Source organism: Planococcus sp. APC 3900 (assembly GCF_030407735.1).
GTDB lineage: Bacteria > Bacillota > Bacilli > Bacillales_A > Planococcaceae > Planococcus > Planococcus notacanthi.
The window spans coordinates 367009-380704 of the sequence record NZ_JASDCT010000001.1 but is presented as its reverse complement, the minus strand read 5'-3'; the positions used below and the strand labels follow the sequence as shown (position 1 = coordinate 380704).

The window sequence follows — 13696 nt, the reverse complement described above, 5'->3', positions numbered from 1 at the left end:
ATTATAACTATCTCTTACTTCTAACCCGGATACTTAAGAATACTTGAGATTTAATTATTGTTATTTTTTCTTCGTAGTATAGTTTGTCTCCATACTCAAAACTACCCATAGAGTCGAAATCAACAAAACGATTCCAAAAAATATAATTAATGTTAATGAAGTAGCCATTTTTACCTCCAAATTAAGTCTAACATGTGGTTAAGAATCTATTAAAGTATGTTCCTCAGAACTCTACTTACTATAGTTAATTTACTACATTACCTGATTAACACACCATCCACTTGTTTTAATTTTTCACCATCCAGTTAGCATTAAAAAGAAAAAGAATCAGGAATTATTCCTGATTCTAAAAAAGTCTTGAATTATCATGGATGTTAAAATAGTTGAAGGGCTTCTGCAAAACGTTTAATTCCTTCATCAATGGATTTCTCATCTTCCTTGGCAAAAGTAAAACGTACATACCCCTTTTTAGAACCCATAGTTGATCCTGGAACATAAATTATGCCTCTCTGAATGGATTCCTCTAATAATTTCATCTCATTATAGTCTTTTTTGATTTTAACCCATATGTGGATGCCACCTTGTGGAACTAGAAACTCTACCTGATCCTTTAAATAAAAGTTAAGGCTTGTAACAATTTGATTTCTCCGTTTCACTAATTCTTTTACTAAATTTTCAATGTGAGAATGGAATTTTTCTGATTCTATAAAATCATTGGCAATCCATTGTGTGAAGCTCGAATGGCCGAAGTCTATTTGTTGTTTTGCATCCGCTAATCTTTCAATAACTGATTTCGGTCCTATAATCCAGCCTATCCTTAACCCAGAAGCAGCAATTTTTGATAAGGAGCTAATATACAAAACATTTCCATGAACATCCATGGATTTTAGAGTAGGAATTTTTTCTCCTGTAAAAGAAGTCAAACTATACGGATCATCTTCCACTACAGGAATGCCATTCTCAGATGATAACTTTAAAATAGCTTTCCTTTTTTTTTCACTCATTAGAGAACCTGTCGGATTTTGATAAGTCGGATTTAAAAAAATCATTCGTATTCGATGCTTTTTATATAACAAAAGTAAATCTTCTGGATTTATACCATCTTGATTAACAGGCAAATAATATACCTTTAACCCTGCTGATTCGAAAATCGGAAGATTATAAGCATAGGAAGGATCTTCTATCGCAATTGCATCGCCGGGTTTTAATAAGCATTGAACAGTTAAATGTAAGGCTTGTTGCGCCCCTGATGTAATGAGTATTGAAGAAGAATCCGTTTCAATTCCTCTATATTCTTTTACATGTTTTGCTAGAGTATCTCGTAGTATAGTGTTCCCTTGGGGATGACCATAGCCTAAACTTCCGATAAAGGAACGTGAAGAAGTTATCTCTCGAAAGAAATTTGTTGGGAAAAGGTCTTCCGACAATTCTCCGCTTGCTAAATTAACTACTTCATGGTCAATCGATTCTTTTCTTATTCTTTGTAAAACAGGCAAATTAGGTAAGAAAGATCCCGCTTCAATATACCTGTTCCAACTTGGAATTCTTTTCTTAGTAATTCCCCAAATATCTTTACTGATGGTAGTGCCGCTCCCTCTATTTCTTTGGATGAGTCCATTTGATTCCAATTCATCATAGGCAGAAACTACCGTACTCCTATTTAAGTTCAGTTCCTTAGCCAACTGCCTTTCAGACGGCAAAAATTTATCTGGAGGAAAGGTACCATCTGCTATTCCATTTTCTATATACTCAGCAATTTGTTTATATATAGCTTTCTTTGCTTTTTTATCAGGTCTCCAATCCATATATACCAGTCCTTTTTTGATAAATTAGCAACGATGCCAAATCATTAAGTCTTAACTCTTTTAACAGCTCTTTCATACTCAAACTTACTTGGTACAGCACTGGAAAGCAAGATTTTCGCTAACGAAGTTCCAAATGTCGATGTTTCCAAACCAGTAATCCTCAATATATGGATTTTACAATTCAACAATTCTCTTCCATTCTAAGCAATTGAATTCGACTGGTTAGCTTCCTTTAGAATATCTCATTTGAGTCGAACAGCTTTATTATTAACTCAATCCTAATTTCTTATATTTAAAGTGTATACAAGATAAAAGCGTTCGTAAAAGTACACTTTTACGAACGGTTGAAAAAAGGCTGAAAAACGGCAAAGTGAACGTTCGTAAACGTGTTAGAACACATTACGAACGTTCGCGAAATTACATACATATTTACGAACGCTTTTCGGGTAAATGAGAGGAAACAATCGTTTTACGAAGGAAGTTTGTAACAGTGCAAACCTGAATACATAAGCGTTAGTAACAAAGATTAAAATAAAAGCCGACAATTAGAAGCCATGAAAACATCAGCTTCCCTCTCCCGCCAATTTTTTTCAGAAAAACATTCCCATTCAAAAAACGGACGGAGAAAAAGAATACTTTTCTCCGTCCGTTTTTTGTGGGACTTGTTGGACTGCCCTTTTTAGAAATGCGTTATTTAGCCAATCCTTCTTTTTGCATCATGCTCTCAAGTTCTCTCAGGGCGTCTTCTTCATCTGTTCCTTCGATATTTACTTTAAACTCGGTGCCATAGGCAATCCCTAATGACATGACCCCTAAAATGGATTTCAAATTCACTTTCTTCTCTTGATGGACAATGTTTACTTCTGAATCGAATTTACTTGCCAGGTTTACTAAAATTGCTGCCGGGCGGGCATGGATTCCTGCTGTATCTGTAATCGTAAATTGTTTTTCAACCATTCTGACCAGCTCCTCTATCAATTAACTAATTAACTTAGACTGAATAATCAGTCTTATAAAAGCGGATTTATTCCGTTCTTTGCTGCTGTACTTGTAACTTATACAGGCCAGCTTATTCGTGGGTGACCATAAGTTCAAGATCGCCTTCGATTCCATATGACTCCACCATGGCGGGCAAAATGAAATGGCTTCCTTTCACCAACGGAAAAGCTTTCCCATTTACTGAGATTTCTCCTGATCCGTCAATCACACTGACCAGCAGATAATCCATTTTCAATGGCGTTTCCACCTTTCCTTTGATGTCCCAGTGATAGACAGTAAAATAAGGTTCTTTGATTAATTGTGTACTGGCTAAATCCCCTCTGTTCATCGCATTTTGGGAAAGACGGACAGAATGATGAGGAAAATTGATGACATCGATCGCTGATTGAATATGGAGTTGGCGCGTCTTTCCTTCCCCGGTCTTCCGGCCATAATCATAAACACGATAGGTGATATCGGAACTTTGCTGGATTTCCAAGACCATAATCCCGTTTCCAATAGCATGGACTGTCCCGCTCGGAATGTAAAAGAAATCTCCTTTTTTAACCGGCACCGGCAACAACAGTTCATCCCATTGCTCTGCATCCACGCGTTTTCGGAAGTCTTCGCGGCTCTCTGCCCGGTGCCCCAAAATGATTCGGCTGTTCGGTTCACAATCCAATACATACCAGCATTCCGCTTTTCCATACGGAACGTTTTCCATCTCCTGAGCGTAATCAACATCCGGATGGATTTGGACCGATAAGCTTTCATTGGCATCCAATATTTTCACCAACAGCGGAAAATCTCCAGATTTCTGCTTTTTGCCGAATAGTGTCGGATTGTCATTCCAGGCTTCCAACAGATTCCTTCCTTTCAATAGACCGTTAGCGATGATGGACGGACCTTTTTCATGGGCTGATATCACCCATGCTTCCCCCGTTTTATCAGAAGGGATATCGTAGCCAAACAGGGTATGGAGTTTCTTTCCTCCCCAGATTCGGTCCTGGAAGACCGGTTCCAAAAATATAGGTTCTTCGTACATCTGAAGTTCCTCCGATTCCTGTTTATTGAAATGATCCATTGTGAAAACAGAGGGCTGCTGCTCCGATGACACCTGCATTTTGGCCAAGTTTGGCCGCAGCAATTTCTGTTTTTCTCCCAGTCGGATTCAAGGCATAGCGGCGGACGTACTGCTGAATCGATTCAAACATCGGCTCTCCGAATTCAGAAACGCCACCGCCAAAAACGATCTTTTCGGGATCGAAGGTATTGATCATACTGACAGAAGCCACCCCAAGCACGTTGAACACATCTTTCATGTAAGCTGTTATGTCGGGATGTCCTTCTTTATAAAGGTGAAAAACATCTTTCGCTGTTACCTCTCTGCCGACGATTGCTGAAGCTCTCTTCGCAATGGCCGTTCCGGAGGCGATCGATTCCAGGCAGCCCGATTGTCCGCAGACACATTCTCCAAAAGAAGGATCGATGACTGCATGGCCAATATCTCCAGCGTTCCCCTTCATCCCTTTGAGAAGCTGTCCTTCTGAAATAATTCCAGCACCGATTCCTGTACTGACCGTAATATAGATGAAGTTGTCGGTTTCGGTTGCGGCACCGATCCATTTCTCGGCAAGAGCCGCAGCATTCGCATCGTTTTCCAACAGAACCGGAACGGGGAAAACGCGCCCGATCAAGTCCCGAATCGGAATATCCACCCATGCCGGCAAATTGGGCGGGCAGGAGATGAGGCCGTTCTTGCTGTCCAGCGGACCCGGTGCGCCTATGCCGATTCCCACCACCTGGTCCATGTGAACACCTGACCTTTCGATGATTCTTCTGATTTCCTGTTGAATTTCAGCAATCATCGCTTCGGGTGCAATGTCCAGGTTTGTCGGAATGACTGACCGGCTGATGATGGTCCCTTGCTCATTCACGGCCGCAACGGCCACCTTTGTTCCGCCAATATCAACACCAATGGCATAGTTCATCTTTTCACTTCCTGACTTGAAGAGTCGGCACCTTCGTCAGATACCGGATAAATAGAGAAGTCGAACCATTCTACAAAGCAATCACTTTCATAAATTCCTCATAGGTTTTGGCTTTGGTCAGCCGTTCCACAATTGCGCTGTCGTGGATGATTCTGCCGAGCAGGTCGTACATGACCTGCAGATCTTCCTGGCTGTCTTTCATGACATTCAGCAGGCAGACAAACTGAACCGGCTTTTCTTTCCACATAATCGGCTTTTTCAGTGTGCAGACCGTTAAAAAAGTCGTTGTGGAATGCGGTGTAATGGGATGTGGAATTGCCACCAGGTTGCCAAAGGATGTCGGTGCCACTCTTTCCCGTTCGTATACAGCCTGAAGGCAGCCTTCATCCACCAGCCCGCGTTCGATCAATTTTTCATGAAGAAATTCCAGCACCTGCTCTTTTGTGCGCAGCTCCTGCCCCAGAAAGATCAGCTCTTCTTGGAAATAGGCGGAAATATGCTGCTGTTCCTTCAAGATGTATTTTTCGATTTTCCGGATATCGGGCTCTCCCAGAATGGCATTGACCACAATCACCGGCACCGCCAGTTCTTCCTGGATGGGAATGGAGCTGATGATGAAATCAATACCGGCCAGCTCACAATTCTTCAGCTTATAATATTCGGTCGTGCCGGCCACTTCCAGGCCATCGCCGAATTGGGATTTTAATTTGTAGTAAATCAATTGGGCCGTTCCCAATCCGGATGCACAAACGATCAGGCATCTTTTCGGAACGGATGTTGATTTTTTCCGTTCAATGGCAGCGGCTATATGAAGCGCCAAGTACCCAATTTCGTTTTCATCGATCACTGCGCCAATCGCTTCATTGATCGTCATCCCTGCCAGGATTCCGGCTTCAAACGCGACGGGGTAATTCACTTTGATGTCCTCAAGCATGGGATTTCTGATGTTCATTCCGTACCGGTAGCGGTTGACGGCGGGCTTTAAATGCAGGCTCAAGGCAATGATCAATTCCTGGTCATTCTGAATGCCCAGATTCAGCTTAGACTCAATCCTCTCCAATGCTTTGATCACCAATCCGGAGATCTCTTTTTGGATCACTTGCTGGACCGCTTTTTCGCCGGCTTCGGGATGCGCAGCTATTTTGGTGCCCAGCAAATGCATGGCGATGTATGCCACTTCTTCCAAAGGAAAATGAACGGCAAATTTCTCCTGTACTTTCCGGACGATATTTTGGGCTACTTTGTATTCCTTCTGCTCCAAGATTTCATCAATATCGGATGAGTGTAACGTAACGTTATAGCCTTCCTTGATTCGTTTATAGGCAATTGCCAGGTGAATCACCAAATTATTGATGGCGATGTCAGATACCAAGACCTTATTTTCCTGAATCTGCTCCATGACGACCGCCAGAATGGAATCCAGTTCCTCCTGTGACAGTGAGGAGAAATGGGGCTTGAACAATTCATTTACCGGCTCTTCGCGGACAAATATATATTCCGCCATACAAAAGCGGCGCTTTAGTTCATCGGCATTGACGCGCAATCCGTAATTCGGACGCGATTCCAGTCGGATATCATAGACCGCCAGCATTTTTTTCACCTGGTTCAAATCATTTTGGAGAGTCGATTTGCTTATATACATTTCGTCGGCCAATTCCTCAAGCTTGATATAACCGTCGCTCAATAAAAACCGTTTGACCAAATAAGCGATGCGTTCCTCGGGCATTTTCGGGATGATGGTTTCCAGTTCCGCATCTTCTGTCGACAGCTTTTTCAAATAGCTGCGGAAAAGCGGCTCTTCCATGATTCCCAGTTTATAGCCTTGCCCCATGACCGAATCGATATAAGCCCCGTGATCAATCAGCAGCGAATCCAGGGCTTTTATATCTTCACGGATGGTCCGTGAAGACACCTGATTGAGCACGGCCAGGTATTTCCCTGTAATCGGCGTTTCCGCAGCCATCAATTCACGGAAAATATTCTTCATTCGCGAGGTCAACATATCACCACTTCTCCTTACAATCGCTTTTCAATCCATTTCCCTCTGTTACTTTAAGTCTAATATACCTTACCTAATCAATTATTAATGATTCTTTTTGCTTATATTTAATTCGCACCGACATAAATTTCTGCTTTCACAAGAAATGCGCTAGGTTAAAATCATTTCCCTAAATCGCTTCAACCTGCATAAGACTTTTCAAACTGAGGCAAGTATTCTTTATGCGCTTCCAGCATTTCGTCCAGAATTTGTTTGGCGGTGCTGTCCGATGAAACAAGAGGGTTGATGGCCATTGCCAGCAAAGCGGTATGGTAGCTTCCCGTCACAGCCGCTTCAGCAGCCAGGCGCTCAAATGATTTGATTTGCTGGACCAGGCCGCTGACTGCAACCGGCATGCCGCCCATAGCGATCGGTTTTGGCCCCTCATTTGTGATGATGCAGCTGACTTCTACCGCTGAATCCGCCGGAAGACTGGAAATCGCTCCATTATTCCGGACATTGACCACCTGGATATCCTGTTTGTTGTTATAGATGGAGTTGATGAGGTTGCAGGCCGCATCGCTGTAAAATGCACCGCCCCGTTCTTCCAATTGTTTCGGTTTGACCGCCAGATTTTCATCGCTGTATAAAGTGAATAATTCTTTTTCCAGTTCCTGCACCACTTCAGCACGCGTTCCTTTGTCCTGCAGCGCCTGCTGTTCCTGCTCAAGCATTTTCTCCGTCTGGTAGTAATAACGGTGATACGGGCATGGCAGCAGGTTCAAAGCTTTGATGAAATCCTTTTCCCAACCGACATCGACAATATTTTTCATGGTCATCGACGGCCCGCTTGCCAGTTTATCCAGCACCTCGCCCATGACCGCTTTGCCGTCCAAATAGACTTCCAGGCCGAAGACCATGTGGTTCAATCCGGCAAAGTCGATGTGGATGCGGCTTTGTTCAACTTCCAGCATTTCCGCCACAGCCATGTGCATCCCAATCGGCACATTGCACAAGCCGATCGTTTTCGTAATTCCGCTGTAGCGCAGGACAGCTTCTGTCACCATTCCGGCAGGATTCGAGAAGTTGATGAACCAGGCTTCCGGGCATAGCTCTTCGATGTCCCTGCAGATTTCCAAAATGACCGGTATGGTACGCAACCCTTTGAATAAGCCGCCCGGACCATTGGTTTCCTGGCCAATCACTCCGTATTTCAATGGAATCCGTTCATCTTTGGCACGGGCCTCCAAATGGCCGACGCGAATTTGTGTGGTGACAAAATCCGCTCCCGGCAATGCTTCCCGGCGGTCAAGCGTCGTATGGATTTCAATCGGCACTCCTGCTTTCTCCACCATCCGTTTGGCAAGCGCTGAGACGATCTCGAGCTTTTCCCGTCCTTCCGGAATATCGACGAGCCATAATTCCCGGACCGGTAATTCAGGGTAGCGTTTAATGAAGCCTTCGATCAGCTCGGGCGTGTAGCTGGAGCCGCCGCCGATTGTCACTATTTTAATGCCTTCCATTTATTCACTCCTCCCGTTTCAAGTCCTGTTGAAGCCATTTTGTTCAGCTACCTCTTTGATCCAATGGGCACTTTTCTTCGGTGTCCGTTTTTTTGTTTCAATATCGACTGAAAAGAAGCCATAGCGATTTTTATAGGCATTCATCCACGACCAATTGTCCATGAACGACCATAAGTGATAGCCTTTGACATTGCAGCCTTCTTCAATCGCTTGATGCAGCCAGGTTAAATGCCCGCTGATAAATTCGATGCGGTAATCGTCCTGGATTTCACCATTTTCAATAAAACGCGACTCATCTTCGACCCCCATGCCGTTTTCAGCAATATACGACTGGATGTTTCCGTAGTTGTCCCGCAGGTTGACCATGATGTCATAGATGCCTTTTTCATAGATCTCCCAGCCCCGGTACGGGTTCATTTTCCTGCCGGGCATTTCGTAATTATCGAAATACCAGTCGGGCATGAACGGCCCGTATGGATTCGGCAGATGTTCTTTGGCTTTGACACGTCGCGGCTGATAGTAATTGACGCCCAAAATATCGACAATTCCTGATTTCACCAGCTTCTGATCGCCTTTTTCGGCATGCGGCAACTGGCCATGCTCCCTCAGCATTTCCACCAGCTCTTCCGGATACTCTCCTAAAACCGCCGGGTCCAGAAAACTTCTATTGAAAAACAGATCTGCGGCGTCGGAAGCCTTCAGATCGGCCGGATGCTGGCTCCTCGGATAGGAAGGCGTCAAGTTCAGGATGATGCCAATCTGGCCTTCTTCAATTCCGGCTGCCCGAAACACACCAACCGCTTTGGCATGGGCAATCATGGTGTGATAGGCCATTTGCACAGCGCGTCTCGCGTCGACGACATTCGGATAGTGGAAATCGTACAGGTAGCCGCCTTCGACCGGTACAATCGGTTCGTTGAACGTAAACCATTTCTTCACCCGGTCACCGAACAAGCGGAAGCATTCTCCGGCATACTTCGCATAAGCTTCTACTACTTCCCGGTTTTCCCATCCGCCTTCCTCCTGCAGTTCAAACGGCATGTCAAAATGGTACAGCGTGACGAAGGGCTCGATTTCCTGCGCAATCAATTCATTGATGACATTGTTATAGAAAGCCACCGCTTCGGGATTGATCTCCCCTCGCCCTCCTGGAATGAGGCGGGACCAGGAAATGGACAGCCGGAATGTATTGTGGCCGATTTCCTTCATTAACCCAATATCTTCTTTATATAGATGATAAAAATCAGAAGTGGATGCCGGGCCTACGCCATCAAAAAAACGATTGGGTTCATTTTCATGCCATTGATCCCATATGTTGCGGCCTTTTCCGCCTTCATCTGCAGCACCTTCTATCTGGGTGGCAGAAGTCGCGCTCCCCCACCAAAATCCTTTTGGAAACTTATACTGTAAAGCCATTCCATGACCTCCATTTGGTTCTATTTCACTTTAACGGTCCGTAAAAATCCGATTAGTTCAGTTAACACTCAGTGGATCTGAATATCCCACTGAGTGCAATTTTTTTATTTATTCCGGTAGATTTCAACGATTTCGACAGCCAGATCCCGGACAGTCATCGAAGTCATCAGATGATCTTGTGAATGAATCAGCATGACCGTAATGGTATTTTCTTCTCCGCTGGCTTCTTTTTGCAGTAATTGGGTCTGGTACGTATGAGCTTTGCCCAGTTCTTCGCCCGCTTCAGCCAACAGTCTGTCCGCTTCTTCAAAATCATTGGCTTTTGCAGCCTGTATCGCTTCCATTGCGGTTGATTTGCCATTTCCGGCATTCAAGATTATCTGAAAAGCAATTTCTGTTATTGTGTCCATTTGCATGTGCTGTCACCTCTACTAGTAGTTTTCAGGAAAATGATCAAGCTTCTTCCCGTTCAGTATCATAATAATTTTTGTCCAGAATCCGCAGGAACGGCCACCAGATCACCATGACGACAAGCATGTTAACTGCCTGAAGCACCCCGCCCTGCCACGCATTTCCTGTTGCCAGGAAGCCGTTGAGGATAGGAGGTGTCGTCCATGGCACGATAATGCCTGCAGGTTTTGGAACCAACCCTGTCGCCATCGAATAATAAGTGATGACTGTTACTGCAACGGGTGCCAACATCCATGGGATGATGATCAGCGGATTCATGATGATCGGCAATCCGAAGATAATCGGTTCATTGACATTGAAAACGCCTGCTGGTGCTCCGAGTTTCCCCAACTCTTTGAGCTGCCGGCTTTTTCCGATGGCAAAAATCAACACGATGACAGCAAGCGTCATTCCCGTTCCACCCATTCCGACGAGGAATGAATCGATGAATTGTTTGGTCACAATGTTCGGCAGTACTTCTCCGGCTTGGAAAGCCACCAGGTTCTGGTCATTGAGTGTAAACCAGATCGGATCGAATACCGAGTTGATGATGATTTGCCCGTGCAAACCGAAAAACCAGAAAACCTGTGTCAACAGGACGATGATAATCGTCGCCGGCAAACCGCTTCCGAGAATCGTCAACGGCTGTTGGATAATCGTGAAAATGAAGTTTTGCATCGTTTCAAATGAAGTGAAGCTGAACAGTACCCGGATGAGCAGAAAAACCGATAAGGTTAACGTGATCGGGATCAAGGCACTGAATGATTTCGATACCGCTGCAGGTACACCGGCCGGCATCTTGATGGTCCAGCCACGCTCGATGAAAAAGCGGTTAAGCTCTGCCGAAAGAAATGCTGTGAAAATCCCAAGGAACATCCCTTGTGCGCCAAGAGCTGAAGTTGGAATCACGCCTGGTACATCTTCCAAAATCTGCGGTGTCAAAATCAGGAAAGCCGCCAGGGCGACAACTCCGCCATAGATGGCGTCTTGGCCGTAATGGGCAGTCAGCTTGTAGCCGATGCCAATGATGACGAACATCCCCATGATACTGAGCGTTGCAGCAGATGCCGGACCCAACACATTTTGATAGGCTGTATAAGCTTCCGGACTTATGACACGATCCAGGAATGGCAGGTTGGCGATAACCACAAAGATGGAACCAAAAATAATTAAAGGCAAAGCAACCATGAAGCCATCACGCAAAGCCGTCAGGTAACGATTGTTGTTCAGTGCATCCGCCAATGGCAGCAAGAAGCTTTCCAGAAACTGCATGAATTTATTGTTTTCCATTTTCTTTCCTCCGCTCCTGTTAATAGGTTTCGATTAATTCCATTGCTCTATTCAATACGGATTCGCCGTCCAGTCTGCCATAAGCCATTGAGTCAATAACTTCTAACGGGATACCGACTTCTTCCGCCACTTTTGCGAATTTCTTTTTCAGAAATCTCATTTGCGGACCGATCAGCAGAACGTCCGCCTTTTCCATGTCTTTCGTTGCTTTGTCCTGTGAAACCGCCCAAATGGTCACATCAAGTCCTTTTGTTTTCGCCGCTTCCTCCATTTTGGTAACCAATAGACTGGTGGACATTCCTGCTGAACACGCCAATAAAATATTCTTCATTTGTATAACCCCTCTCCCTTTAGTTTTCTGAAATATTCGACTATAAACTCAGTTTAGATTGAAACCGCTTACAACTCTACTCATTATTTTTCCGCTTCATGGAGGAAAAGAGTAACCACTCATTTTTTGGAAATCTGCGTTAGAATAGAAGATAAGCATACAACAGTCACTAGGAGGAGTCACAATGAGATTTGGCATTATCGGAACGAATTGGATTACCGACCGCTTTATTAAAGCGGCCAATCAGCATCCTGAATTTACAATCGGCGCAGTTTATTCCCGTTCGACAGAGACCGGCAGCGCATTTGCGGAAAAATACGGCGTGGAGAAAGTTTACACGGATTTAACAGCGCTGTTCGGCAGCGGTGACATCGATGCTGTTTATATCGCATCCCCCAACGCCTTCCATGCCGAGCAAAGCATTTTGGCTATGGAACACGGCATCCACGTCCTATGTGAAAAGCCGGCGGTCACGTCCGTTGAGGAAATGGACCGCGTCATCGAAGCTTCCCGTCTGCACAACACAACCTTTATGGAAGCGATGAAATCAACGGTGACCCCTTCTTTCCTGAATTTGAAAAAGAACTTGGACAAGATCGGACCGATCCGCCGTTTCGTCTTCCATTACAATCAATACTCATCACGCTACGACAATTACAAGAACGGCATCATTGAAAATGCCTTTAAACCGGAACTCGGAAACGGCGCCAAAATGGACCTTGGTGTCTACGGCATCGCGCCGGTTGTTCATTTAGCGGGAGCACCGGAGTCGGCATGGAAAAATGATTACCTTCTGTCGACAGGTGCCGATGGACAAGGCAGTATGATCTTGAACTACAATGGCATGGAAGCCATCATTATGTACTCGAAGATTTCGGATTCGTTTTTACCAAGTGAAATACAGGGCGAGAACGGTACGATTCAAATTGACCGGATCAGTGACCCGAAAAACATCACCATCAACTACAGAGACGGCCGGACAGAGAATTTGTCTGTAGCACATGAATTCGATACGATGTATTACGAGTTGGCGGAGTTCATCAACTGTGTGAAAAACGGACTGTTGGAATCATCCATTAACACCCATGCCATTTCACGGGAAGTAATGGAACTGCTGGTGTGAACGATTAGTCCAAGGAAACGTGCCCGAAACGATAGAATCAGTATGTAAAATCAACTTGATTGCTCAACTTATCCAATTGAACAGCAAAGGAAGTGCCTATCTTATGATAAAAGGAATCATATTCGATTTTGACGGTTTGATTTTTGATACAGAAACGCATCAATACCATATTCTTCAGGAAATGTTCAGCGAACACGGCAGTGAGTTGCCGCTGGCGTTGTGGCAAAACGAAGTCGGCACCGACAGCGGCTTTTCCCCTTTCCATTACATGGAGGAACAAACCGGGAAACAGGTCGAGCACGCCCTGCTTGAGAAACAGTACGAAGAAAAATTCCTTTCGACATTGGCGCAGGAGAAAGCCCGCGACGGCGTGGAAGATTACCTGCGGATGGCACAAGAGATGGAATTGAAAATCGGTTTGGCTTCCAGTTCGAGCTACCGCTGGGTTTCGGGCCATTTGAAGAACCTTGGATTGTACGACTACTTCCAGTGCATCCGGACTTCGGACCATGTGGAAAAAGTGAAGCCTGATCCCGCATTGTATATCCAAGCGGCGCAATGTTTGGAACTGGCTCCGGAAAACTGCCTGGTTTTCGAGGACTCGGCTCACGGCGCGACGGCCGCCAAACGGGCTGGCATGGGATGCGTCATCGTACCAAACAAAATCACCAGTACGATGGATTTCTGTGAAGTCGAGCACCGGCTGGATTCGATGGCGGATATGCCTTTGACGGAGCTTCTTGAGTATGTGGCTTCAGTGAAAATAAATCGTTAAAGTGAAAAGAGGGTTCTGGCTAGATGCCAGAACCCT

General features: G+C 44.9%; 12 protein-coding genes. 2 read left to right on the top strand and 10 right to left on the bottom strand.

Annotation, left to right across the window (positions count from 1 at the left end; genetic code table 11):
- Nucleotides 1-374 precede the first annotated feature (374 nt).
- The 10 genes from pdxR to QMA04_RS01865 all read right to left on the bottom strand — a co-directional run bounded on the left by pdxR (nt 375) and on the right by QMA04_RS01865 (nt 11762).
- Nucleotides 375-1805, bottom strand: coding sequence for a MocR-like pyridoxine biosynthesis transcription factor PdxR (gene pdxR / locus QMA04_RS01910; RefSeq protein ID WP_290183790.1), 1431 nt, complete (start codon nt 1803-1805; stop codon nt 375-377).
- A gap of 690 nt (nt 1806-2495) precedes the next feature.
- Nucleotides 2496-2762 carry a phosphocarrier protein HPr gene (locus QMA04_RS01905; RefSeq protein WP_191714801.1) on the bottom strand — a complete coding sequence of 89 codons (267 nt, stop codon included), beginning with the start codon at nt 2760-2762 and terminating at the stop codon, nt 2496-2498.
- A gap of 112 nt (nt 2763-2874) precedes the next feature.
- On the bottom strand, nt 2875-3828 hold the full coding sequence (gene manA / locus QMA04_RS01900) for a mannose-6-phosphate isomerase, class I (RefSeq protein WP_290183789.1): 954 nt from the start codon (nt 3826-3828) through the stop codon (nt 2875-2877).
- 22 nt (nt 3829-3850) lie between these two features.
- Complete coding sequence (locus QMA04_RS01895; protein WP_290183788.1) at nt 3851-4774, bottom strand: ROK family protein; 924 nt, start codon at nt 4772-4774, stop codon at nt 3851-3853.
- Nucleotides 4775-4844: 70 nt separating this feature from the next.
- Entirely contained in the window at nt 4845-6776 is a 1932-nt protein-coding gene (locus tag QMA04_RS01890; RefSeq protein WP_290183787.1) for a BglG family transcription antiterminator, read from the bottom strand.
- A 176-nt stretch (nt 6777-6952) separates the two neighbouring features.
- Entirely contained in the window at nt 6953-8275 is a 1323-nt protein-coding gene (locus QMA04_RS01885) for a 6-phospho-beta-glucosidase (RefSeq protein ID WP_290183786.1), read from the bottom strand.
- An 18-nt stretch (nt 8276-8293) separates the two neighbouring features.
- Entirely contained in the window at nt 8294-9691 is a 1398-nt protein-coding gene (locus QMA04_RS01880; protein ID WP_290183785.1) for a glycoside hydrolase family 1 protein, read from the bottom strand.
- A 104-nt stretch (nt 9692-9795) separates the two neighbouring features.
- Nucleotides 9796-10101: a PTS sugar transporter subunit IIA gene (locus QMA04_RS01875; protein ID WP_290184025.1), complete on the bottom strand. Its 306-nt coding sequence runs from the start codon at nt 10099-10101 to the stop codon at nt 9796-9798.
- Between the two features lie 43 nt (nt 10102-10144).
- Entirely contained in the window at nt 10145-11431 is a 1287-nt protein-coding gene (gene celB, locus QMA04_RS01870) for a PTS cellobiose transporter subunit IIC (RefSeq protein WP_290183784.1), read from the bottom strand.
- A 19-nt stretch (nt 11432-11450) separates the two neighbouring features.
- Nucleotides 11451-11762: a PTS sugar transporter subunit IIB gene (locus tag QMA04_RS01865; protein WP_290183783.1), complete on the bottom strand. Its 312-nt coding sequence runs from the start codon at nt 11760-11762 to the stop codon at nt 11451-11453.
- Between the two features lie 184 nt (nt 11763-11946).
- Between QMA04_RS01865 and QMA04_RS01860 the strand changes: the two genes are divergently transcribed.
- Together QMA04_RS01860 and QMA04_RS01855 are read left to right on the top strand one after the other, a co-directional pair.
- Nucleotides 11947-12885 (top strand): Gfo/Idh/MocA family protein, encoded by a 939-nt coding sequence (locus tag QMA04_RS01860; protein ID WP_290183782.1) that lies wholly within the window; start codon nt 11947-11949, stop codon nt 12883-12885.
- Nucleotides 12886-12988: 103 nt separating this feature from the next.
- Nucleotides 12989-13660, top strand: a complete 672-nt coding sequence (locus QMA04_RS01855) for an HAD family hydrolase (protein WP_290183781.1) — start codon at nt 12989-12991, stop codon at nt 13658-13660.
- Nucleotides 13661-13696: the final 36 nt, after the last annotated feature.

What these genes read in the sequence shown, in the direction of transcription:
- pdxR (WP_290183790.1), bottom strand. Translation starts at nt 1,805, where the DNA reads ATGGATTGGAGACCTGATAAAAAAGCAAAGAAAGCTATATATAAACAA.
- QMA04_RS01905 (WP_191714801.1), bottom strand. Translation starts at nt 2,762, where the DNA reads ATGGTTGAAAAACAATTTACGATTACAGATACAGCAGGAATCCATGCC.
- manA (WP_290183789.1), bottom strand. Translation starts at nt 3,828, where the DNA reads ATGTACGAAGAACCTATATTTTTGGAACCGGTCTTCCAGGACCGAATC.
- QMA04_RS01895 (WP_290183788.1), bottom strand. Translation starts at nt 4,774, where the DNA reads ATGAACTATGCCATTGGTGTTGATATTGGCGGAACAAAGGTGGCCGTT.
- QMA04_RS01890 (WP_290183787.1), bottom strand. Translation starts at nt 6,776, where the DNA reads ATGTTGACCTCGCGAATGAAGAATATTTTCCGTGAATTGATGGCTGCG.
- QMA04_RS01885 (WP_290183786.1), bottom strand. Translation starts at nt 8,275, where the DNA reads ATGGAAGGCATTAAAATAGTGACAATCGGCGGCGGCTCCAGCTACACG.
- QMA04_RS01880 (WP_290183785.1), bottom strand. Translation starts at nt 9,691, where the DNA reads ATGGCTTTACAGTATAAGTTTCCAAAAGGATTTTGGTGGGGGAGCGCG.
- QMA04_RS01875 (WP_290184025.1), bottom strand. Translation starts at nt 10,101, where the DNA reads ATGGACACAATAACAGAAATTGCTTTTCAGATAATCTTGAATGCCGGA.
- celB (WP_290183784.1), bottom strand. Translation starts at nt 11,431, where the DNA reads ATGGAAAACAATAAATTCATGCAGTTTCTGGAAAGCTTCTTGCTGCCA.
- QMA04_RS01865 (WP_290183783.1), bottom strand. Translation starts at nt 11,762, where the DNA reads ATGAAGAATATTTTATTGGCGTGTTCAGCAGGAATGTCCACCAGTCTA.
- QMA04_RS01860 (WP_290183782.1), top strand. Translation starts at nt 11,947, where the DNA reads ATGAGATTTGGCATTATCGGAACGAATTGGATTACCGACCGCTTTATT.
- QMA04_RS01855 (WP_290183781.1), top strand. Translation starts at nt 12,989, where the DNA reads ATGATAAAAGGAATCATATTCGATTTTGACGGTTTGATTTTTGATACA.